The sequence below is a fragment of the Arthrobacter sp. UYEF36 genome, from assembly GCF_040547025.1.
Classification (GTDB): domain Bacteria; phylum Actinomycetota; class Actinomycetes; order Actinomycetales; family Micrococcaceae; genus Arthrobacter.
This window is the reverse complement of sequence record NZ_JBEPOX010000023.1, coordinates 1-8363: the sequence shown is the minus strand read 5'-3', so window position 1 is coordinate 8363 and position 8363 is coordinate 1. Positions and strand designations below refer to the sequence as shown.

7 protein-coding genes are annotated in these 8363 nt (G+C 65.7%); 1 reads left to right on the top strand and 6 read right to left on the bottom strand.

The window, feature by feature from the left end:
- Window positions 1–223: hypothetical protein (locus ABIB29_RS19895; protein WP_354174763.1), on the bottom strand; the 223-nt coding region annotated here is incomplete at its 3' end.
- Window positions 224–686: 463 nt separating this feature from the next.
- Here ABIB29_RS19895 and ABIB29_RS19890 point away from each other — a divergent pair.
- On the top strand, window positions 687–1253 hold the full coding sequence (locus ABIB29_RS19890) for an Ltp family lipoprotein (protein WP_354174761.1): 567 nt from the start codon (window positions 687–689) through the stop codon (window positions 1251–1253).
- A 443-nt stretch (window positions 1254–1696) separates the two neighbouring features.
- Here ABIB29_RS19890 and ABIB29_RS19885 read toward each other — a convergent pair whose 3' ends face one another.
- The 5 genes from ABIB29_RS19885 to ABIB29_RS19865 form a co-directional block, all read right to left on the bottom strand.
- A complete protein-coding gene (locus ABIB29_RS19885; RefSeq protein WP_354174759.1) occupies window positions 1697–3352 on the bottom strand; it encodes an alpha-amylase family glycosyl hydrolase in 1656 nt (551 codons plus the stop codon).
- Window positions 3349–4260 carry a carbohydrate ABC transporter permease gene (locus ABIB29_RS19880; RefSeq protein WP_354174757.1) on the bottom strand — a complete coding sequence of 304 codons (912 nt, stop codon included), beginning with the start codon at window positions 4258–4260 and terminating at the stop codon, window positions 3349–3351. Before ABIB29_RS19880 ends, ABIB29_RS19885 begins: the two co-directional genes overlap by 4 nt.
- Window positions 4257–5348, bottom strand: a complete 1092-nt coding sequence (locus ABIB29_RS19875) for a carbohydrate ABC transporter permease (RefSeq protein WP_354174756.1) — start codon at window positions 5346–5348, stop codon at window positions 4257–4259. The genes ABIB29_RS19880 and ABIB29_RS19875 overlap by 4 nt, the downstream gene beginning before the upstream one ends.
- Window positions 5349–5442: 94 nt before the next feature.
- Window positions 5443–6762 carry an ABC transporter substrate-binding protein gene (locus tag ABIB29_RS19870; RefSeq protein ID WP_354174754.1) on the bottom strand — a complete coding sequence of 440 codons (1320 nt, stop codon included), beginning with the start codon at window positions 6760–6762 and terminating at the stop codon, window positions 5443–5445.
- A 121-nt stretch (window positions 6763–6883) separates the two neighbouring features.
- Entirely contained in the window at window positions 6884–7891 is a 1008-nt protein-coding gene (locus ABIB29_RS19865; RefSeq protein WP_354174752.1) for a LacI family DNA-binding transcriptional regulator, read from the bottom strand.
- Window positions 7892–8363: the final 472 nt, after the last annotated feature.

The following is an 8363-nucleotide window of genomic DNA, read 5'->3' as shown; positions in this document are numbered from 1 at the left end:
TGGTTCCGGAAATGTCGTCTGTGATGTGTGCGGTGACCGTTACCGGCTGGGAGGCCGTCGTGACGTCGACGGTCTGCGGCGATATTGACATTTCGAGGACCACCGGTGCGGTCGTATCAGGCGCCGCGTTTGTGGCAGCAATCGGAACTACGGCCAGGATCAGGAGCAGGACTACGACCCACGCAACCATTAACTGTGGCCGAACGCGGTCAGAGAACAGCATGTATGTTTCCCCCAAATAGTCGCCCACGGAGGGCTGCGCTGAGCCTGCAATGACCGCAGTCAAATGCGAATCTAGCACGTGGGTTTCAACTTCTCGTATTTTGTTCTGCCCTCAACATTCAGTGCCTTAATCCATTGATGCTTGACGGCCAGTGATTCGCTCCGTCGACGTTGCAAGCGTCGCCCTGGTTCCAACGACCCCTGAAACAGATGGAGGGGTCGGCTCGTCGCTCTTAGGCAGGGATTCGTAGGTGCTCCCTAAGGCGCGGCAGAAGTTTTTTTGAAGGCCGGTGCAAGGCTCAGACTTAGTTCCCAGCCAATACTCAGGTTTCCCGTCTCTGTGGCTATAGTTCGACTCGGGGGGATTGATCTGTCTGGTCTGACACAGGGCTACATCTCAGTGACACCGCATGGCGGAGAAGCCACCCAGAGAACATAGCCAAACCAGTTAGACAGGATCTGTAATGACAGAGAACACAACGATGCCGAACGCTCAGCGTGACGGCAAAGCCCAGGCGGCGGCGGAGAAGGCGTACCGCAAGGCATCGCGGCCCTGGTTTAAGAAGAAGCGCTTCCTTTTCCCTCTGATCATTGTCGCGATAATGATCATTTCGGGTATTTCAACCGCTGGCAAGGGCGATTCTTCAGCTTCCGTCGCTCCTTCCTCGGAGACACAGGCAGCGGCGCCTGCTGCCGCTGCCCCCGCGGCCCCCGCAGCCCCCGCAGTCCCTACCGAGTACAAGTCCGCTCTGAAGAAGGCGGAGTCCTACTCCAACACTATGCACATGAGCAAGACCGGCATCTACCAGCAGCTCACATCGGAATACGGCGAGAAGTTCTCGCCTGAAGCAGCGCAATACGCGGTTGATAACCTCGTGGCAGATTACAAGGCGAATGCCCTGGCGAAAGCCAAGACCTACCAGGAGACTATGTCCATGTCTCCGGAGGGCATCCGCCAGCAGCTGACATCGGCGAATGGCGAGAAGTTCACGCCGGAGGAAGCCGACTACGCGGTTCAGAACCTGAAATAGAAGGCACCGAGCGGAAGGGGCCCCCTTTGGGGGCCCCTTTGTTGTGTGCCGTTCTCAGCGTGGCACTTCAGGCGTTATCACATGCATCCACCGTTCTACCCGCGAACCATATGGACTGTGCGTCAAAGAGTTCGGGACGGCCGGAAATAGCTGACCTACCAGGTCAGATGATCGCAAACTCTGCACATGACGCCGTCGTTTAGCATGAAGGACTTGGGATTGCCCGTCAGTAGAAGACTGCTGCGCTCTGGCAGCCAAAAAGGGGCTGCAAGGTAATCGAGGCGTTTTGAGGAAATGATGCCTTTGCCAAAGGTGCAAAAAAATTGTGTGGCCTACAGCGGTCTCGGCACATTTATGCGCCTTTGAAAATGGCGGTTGGTGTATCCGAGGCTGATCGACGTTCTCCGATCCTAGCCAATCTCCACACGATCAGGCCTCTAGCCTCAGTCTCGCAGCACCCAGGTGGCGTTGTTCGGCTGCAGCCAGCCGTCCTCGGCCTGGGGTGCGGCGCTGAGCAGCACGGTGCCGGCGGGCAACCGCACCGGTTCGGTTCCCATCGCGACGGCGACGAAGAAGTCGGCGCCGCGTTCGCAGATCAGCAGGTTCCCTGCCTCGACGCGCCAGGAGCCGCCGTCGTCCGGGCCGAAGACCTCGTTCTTCCACAGCAGCCGGCGCTTTTCCAGCGCCTGGGTGACCAGCGCCAGCGTGGACTCCGGGTCCTGCTGCTGGCGTTCGACCGCGTGCGTGCCCCAGCCCGCGGGCTGCGGGAGCCAGGGCGCCGCTGCCTGAACGGCGGTGGTGGGGCCGACCAGCGAGAATCCGTGGTTGAGCGCCGGGTCTTCGGTCCAGGGCAGCGGCACGCGGGCGCCGTCGCGGCACACGCCGCCGCGGGCCCACATCGGATCCACCCGGGACTCCAGCGGAACGTCGACCTCGGGCAGCCCGAGCTCCTGCCCCTGGTACAGGTACGCCGGGCCGGGCAGCCCCAGCAGTGCCACCAGCGCCGCCCGCGCCCGCAGCGCGCCGATCTCGCCGCCGCCGAACCGGGTGACGGACCGGACAATGTCGTGGTTCTCCAGCGCCCACGTGGGGGTGGCGCCGTGCAGCCGGCGTGCGGCTTCGAGCTCGTTCCCGGCGGCGGCCCACGCCTCGGCGGCCCAGCCGAGCTTCACGAACGCGAACGCGAAGGCCTGCTGCATCTCGTCGGCGCGGGTGTAGCGGGCGGCGCGGGCCGGTTCCAGGTTGACCTCGCCCACCAGCAGTCGGTGCGGCTCATACTTCTCGGCCAGGGTGCGCCAGCGGCGGTAGACCTCGTGGACTTCCTCCTGGTCCGAGACCTGCGGGTTGGACCGCAGCCCGTCCACCACCCCGCCGGTGGAGGGCGAGTCCGGCAGGCCGTCGGCCTTGAACAGGGCATGCGCGACGTCGATCCGGAGGCCGTCCACGCCCTTGTCGAACCAGAAGCGCAGCACATCGTCGAAGTAGTCGCCGACGGCGGGGTTGCGCCAGTTCCAGTCCGGCTGTTCGGGGGAGAAGAGGTGCAGGTACCAGTCGGTATCCGTCGCCGAACCGGGGTTGGCGCGGCTCCATGCGCGGCCGCCGAAGACGCTCTGCCAGTTGTTCGGCGGGGTATCAGCGGAACCCGAGCCGCCGCCGTCGGACATGTCCGCCGGACCCTGCACAAAGTGGAACATGTCCCGTTCCGGCGAGCCAGGCCCGGCCGCGAGGGCCGCCTGGAACAGCGGGTGCTCCGAGGAGCAGTGGTTCGGGACGACGTCGAGCAGGATCCGCAGGTCCAGCGAGTGGGCAAGCTCCAGCAGCGTATCGAACTGCTCCATGGTGCCGAACAGCGGGTCCACGCCGCAGTAGTCGGACACGTCGTAGCCCTGGTCCACCTGCGGGGAGGGCTGGAACGGGGTCATCCAGATCCCGTCCACGCCGAGGGCTGCGATGTACGGCAGCCGGGCGGTGAGCCCGGCGAGGTCGCCCACGCCGTCGCCGTCGCCGTCGGCGAAGGAGCGCGGATAGACCTGGTAGATCACAGCGGACTGCCACCACTCGGCGGCTGGCGCGACGGCGCCCGCAGGAACGGCGCTCATTTGCTGGCGCCCGCGGTGAGACCCTCGACGATCCGCCGCTGGAAGATCAGCACCATAATGACCAACGGTACGGTGACGATCACGCCGGCGGCCATCTGCTCGCCGAAGGGCGCCTGGAATTCGGTGGCGCCGGTGAACTTGGAGATCGCGACCGTGGCGGTCTGGATCTTGGGATCGTTGATCATCGACAGGGCGATGATGAACTCGTTCCAGCTGTGAATGAACGTCAGGATCGCGGTGGTGAAGACGCCCGGCGCGGCGAGCGGCAGCAGCACCCGGCGGAACGCCTGCCACTTGGTGCAGCCGTCGATCATGGCGGCCTCCTCGAGGTCGAACGGCAGGGCCTTCATGAAGGTGGTGAGGTTCCAGACCGCGAGCGGGATCGCGAAGGACAGGTTCGGCACGATCATCGCCTGGTAGGTGTTGATCCAACCGATGTCCGTGAAGAGCCGCAGCAGCGGCACCACCACGGAGATGCCGGGGAACATCGACGTGGCGATGATGACGCCGAGGATCACCGACTTGAAGCGGAAGTTCAGCCGGGAGATGGCGTAGGCGGCGAACACGCCCAGGACCAGCGCGAACGTGGTGGTGGTGCCGGCGACGATCAGGGAGTTCAGCAGCGCCTGGCCGAACATCGTGGAGCCGTCGAACACCTTGGCGTAGTTCTCCAGCGAGAACGGGGCCGGGAGCAGGGTGTTGTCGAAGATGTCCGCGGTGCGGCGGAGGCTGGAAACCAGCATCCAGTAGAACGGGGCCAGGCAGTAGGCGAAGATCAGCGCCAGGCCGGCGTAGACGCTGTAGGAGCGCCAGGTGCGCTTGGCTTTGGGCCGGTTCGACGGCGGGGCGTCCGCTGGGGCGGTGGCGCCGGAGTCGGCCGCGGCGTTGCGGAGGTCGGAGATGGTCATCGGGTGGCCTCGTCCTTCTTCTGGGCGGAGTTCGCCTGGTCAGAGGTCAACTGGTCAGCGTCCGCAGTCGTCTGGTTGGCCGCGATGCGGTTCTTCCGTGCGGTCGTTTTCGAGAGCAGCTTCAGTTCCTTGGCGCCAGTGACGTCGGCGCCGAGCACCTTCACGAAGACGATCGCGACGACGGCGACGTACAGGAAGAGCATGACGGCGAACGCGGAGGCCGAGCCGTAGCGCAGCTGGTTGGATTCGTCCCAGGCCAGCATGGAGAGGGTTTCCACGGATTCCTTGCCGGGGCCGATCAGGACGAACGGCAGGTCGAACATGCGCAGCGCGTCGAGCATGCGGAACAGCACGGCCACCAGCAGGGTGGGCTTGACCAGCGGGAGGGTGATGGAGCCGAGCTGGCGCCACCAGCCGGCGCCGTCGATCCGGGCCGCCTCGTAGACCTCGCCGGGGATGACCTGCATGCCGGCGAGGACCAGCAGGCCGATGAACGGGGCGGTCTTCCAGACTTCGGCGATGATGACGGCGAGTTTGGAGGCGTTGCCTTCGGCGGTCCAGAGGATTTCGCTGCCGAGGATGTTGTTGGCGATGCCGTCGGACTGGAAGATCCAGCGCCACAGCAGGCCGGAGACGGCGGTGGGGACGGCCCACGGGACCAGGATGCTGGCGCGCAGGAAGGACCGGCCGCGGAAGGCGCGGTTCATGGCTAGGGCCAGGCAGAGGCCCAGGACGGTCTCGAGGAACACCGTGGTGACGGTGAAGAAGGTGGTGTTGGCGAAGGCGTTCAGGAAGCGCCGGCCGGATTCGCCGACGAACAGGTCGGCGTAGTTGGCCAGGCCCACGAAGGACTCCACATCGGAGACGAAGCCGTCCGCATCCAGGCCGGATTCGGCGCGGAACAGGGACTGGTGCACCGCGGAGAGCAGCGGGTACACGATCACCAGGGCCAGCACGAGGAGGGTGGGGGAGAGCAGCATCGCGGCCATGCGGCCTTCACCGGGGGAGCGGTTGCCGCGTTTGCGGGGCCCGGGGGCGTGGGGCGTGCCGGTCTGCGCGCCGGCGGGCGGGGCGGTCGTCGTCGTCATGCTTGGTACCTAACTGGAGTTGCAGCGTGCCTGGCCGGCCGTGGTGGACCGGCCGGCCAGGCGTGGGGTCTGGACTGCGGGGGCTACTGCTGGATTACTTGGTCAGCTCGGTGAGCTTGGCCTGCATGTCGTTCAGGGCCGTGTCCGTGTCCTTGGCGCCGGTGATGGCCGCGTAGGCCTCTTCCTGGATTGCCTTGGTGGTGGCGCCGTACTGGACCACCTTGGGGCGCGGCTGGGCGTTGTTGAGCGAGGTCAGCAGCGTGGGGAAGAACGGGCGCTTGGCGACGACGGCGGGATCGGCGAACAGGGACGCGTACACCGGGGCGCGGGAGCTGAGCGCGAGGCGCTTCTGGGCCTGCTCCTCGCTGGTGAAGAACTTGACGAACTCCAGCGCGGTGGCCTTGTTCGGGGTGAACGGGGAGATCGCGAGGCTGCGGCCGCCCAGGGTGGAGACGCCGGGGCCGTCGGTGCCGGGGATGGAGGTGATGTCGAACTTGCCGGCCACCTGGCTGGAGCCGTCGGTGGCGCTCAGGGAGGCGTGCAGGAAGGGCCAGTTGCGCATAAAGACGAGCTTGCCTTCCTGGAATGCGCGGCGGCCCTGCTCCTCAAGGTAGGTGATGGCGTCGGACGGGAACATTCCGTCCTTGAAGCCGTTCACCAGCAGGTTCAGGCCTTCCTTGGCTTCGGGGGTGTTGACGGTGGGCTTGCCGTCGGCGTCGACGATCGAGCCGCCGGCCGAGGCCACGGCCTCGGAGAAGTTGACGGTGAGGGCCTCGTTCTTGTCGAACTGGCCGGTGTAGCAGGACATGCCGGCGGCTTCCGGGAGGGCCAGGATCGCCTTGCAGGCGGTCTTCATCTCATCCCAGGTCTTCGGCGGGGCGGCGATGCCGGCGGCCTTCAGCAGGTCCGAGCGGAAGTAGAACAGCGCGCCGTCGGTGTAGTACGGGGCGCCGACCAGGGAGTCCCGGTAGGTCGCGGCGTTGACCGTGGCGGGGATCATCTTGTCCGTGGGGACGGCGTCGGCCGGCAGCGGCAGGATCCACTTGTTGGCGGCGAACTCGGAGGTCCAGACGACGTCCAGGTTCAGCACGCTGAAGGTGTCCGACTTGATCTGGGCGTTCTGGATGAGCTGCTGGCGCTGCTGGTCCGCGGAGTCCGGCAGTTCGATGAACGTGACCTTCTCCTCCGGGTGGGCGGCGTTCCACTCCTCGATGCTCTTGTTCGCGGCACCGGAGGCGTCGCGGTTGGAGACGTAGTTGATGGGGCCCTTGCCCTCGAAGGTCGCGGCGGCGGCCTTCGGGGTGCTCTTCGCTTCCGTGGCGGTCCCGCCGCAGCCGGTGAGGGCGACGGCGGCGACGGTCAGGGATGCGGTGGTGGCGAGAAGAGTCTGCCAGGTGCGGCGGCGCTGCCTCATGTGTTGCTCCTTGTGTTTGGGGTGGTGCGGGTGGTTTGGTGCATGCGGAACTGCGGCGGCCGGCCGGTTGGTGGCACGGGGGAATGCCGGCTGCCGCCGGTGGTGGGTGGTCTGTGTGGGGTTAGCTGACTGGTTCTTGACTGCCTGGGGATGGTGAGTTGGGCGGTGCGGTGGAGCCGCGTTCGACCAGCCGGTGCGGCATGATCTTCGGGCCCAGGTCGCGGGAGCGGAGCAGCTTTTTCACGGCCATCCGCCCCATCTCCTCGAGCGGCTGGGCCATGGTGCTCAGCGGCGGGTTCACGTGCCGGGAGGTGGAGGTGCCGTCGAAGCCCAGGACCGAGACGTCCTCCGGCACGCGCAGGCCGCGCCGCTGCAGTTCATTGACGACGGCGGCGCCCATCTCGTCGCTCATCGCGAAGACCGCGGTGAGGCCGGGTTCCTGCTGCAGGAGGTCGTCGACGCCGCGTGCGCCGCTTTCGTAGAAGAAGCTGCCGGTGGCGGTGACCGGGGTGCAGCCGGCTTCGGTCATGGCGCGGTGGTAGCCGCGCTGGCGGGGCTGGGCGACGTGGACCGACGCCGGGTCGCCGGTGAGCAGGCCGATGCGCCGGTGTCCGAGCCGGAGCAGGTGACGGGTCGCGTCGTAGGCTGCCTGTTCGTCGTCGATGGCCACGCTGGGGGAGCCCGACTTGTCGCTGATGGCGACGGAGATGATGGGGACGTTGGGCCCCAGCAGCTGCCTGGTCTCCGGCGTGATCACCGCGGAGATGAGGATGACGCCGGCGGCCCGGTAGGTGCGCAGGGTCCGCAGGTATCCGGCGATGTAGGCGGACTTGGCGCCGGTGCGCCCGAGCATCACGGCGTAGCCGCGTTCCTGGGCCTCCTCCTCCACGCCCTGCATGACCTGGGAGGCCAGGGCGTCGGAAACCATTGGGGCGAGCAGCCCGATCACGGAGGTCTGCCGGGTCTTAAGGCCCCGGGCGAGGTAGTCCGTTTCGTAGCTGAGGCTCTTGACCGCAGTCTCGACCCGTTCCCTTGTTTCGTCAGAGTATCCGACGAGCCCGTTGACAACCCGGGAAACGGTGGCGGGGGAGACGCCGGCGTGCTTGGCGACGTCACGGATGGTGACCACTGTTCCTCCTCCCTGAGGGTGTCTTGTTGTCTGGTGTTCGTGTTACGTAATCGGTTTCGGAAAACGGTTTACGTAAACGGTTTCGTTAGGTGCAGGATCAACAGTAGGGGGTGGGCCGGGGATCGCGTTGCGTTTCGTAAACGAGTGAGGATTTGGTCGCGCCGTGGGCTGGTCACTGTAGTCGCGCAACTACGCGCAACTAACGGTAAGGGCGCCGATCTGTTCAAAGGTTTCGCGCCAAAGTCGCTGAAATCGCCGCCGACGAACGTTTCGCGAAAACTATGGCACTGCTGTCGCCGCGGTCGCCGAGTCACCTGTATCCCTAGGATCCGAGGCTACGAAGTCGCAGATGAGGCGAAATTGTGGCCGGTTCACCAGGGGGGTGTCCCTATGCTTTTAGTCAAGCTGCCTGAGGAGTTTTTTCCAGGTAGAAGGTTCCGTTTTTGAGCATGGCGAAGATCACGTCGCAGCG

Coding starts and splice junctions, on each gene's coding strand:
- ABIB29_RS19890 (WP_354174761.1), top strand. CDS start 687: ATGACAGAGAACACAACGATGCCGAACGCTCAGCGTGACGGCAAAGCC.
- ABIB29_RS19885 (WP_354174759.1), bottom strand. CDS start 3,352: ATGAGCGCCGTTCCTGCGGGCGCCGTCGCGCCAGCCGCCGAGTGGTGG.
- ABIB29_RS19880 (WP_354174757.1), bottom strand. CDS start 4,260: ATGACCATCTCCGACCTCCGCAACGCCGCGGCCGACTCCGGCGCCACC.
- ABIB29_RS19875 (WP_354174756.1), bottom strand. CDS start 5,348: ATGACGACGACGACCGCCCCGCCCGCCGGCGCGCAGACCGGCACGCCC.
- ABIB29_RS19870 (WP_354174754.1), bottom strand. CDS start 6,762: ATGAGGCAGCGCCGCCGCACCTGGCAGACTCTTCTCGCCACCACCGCA.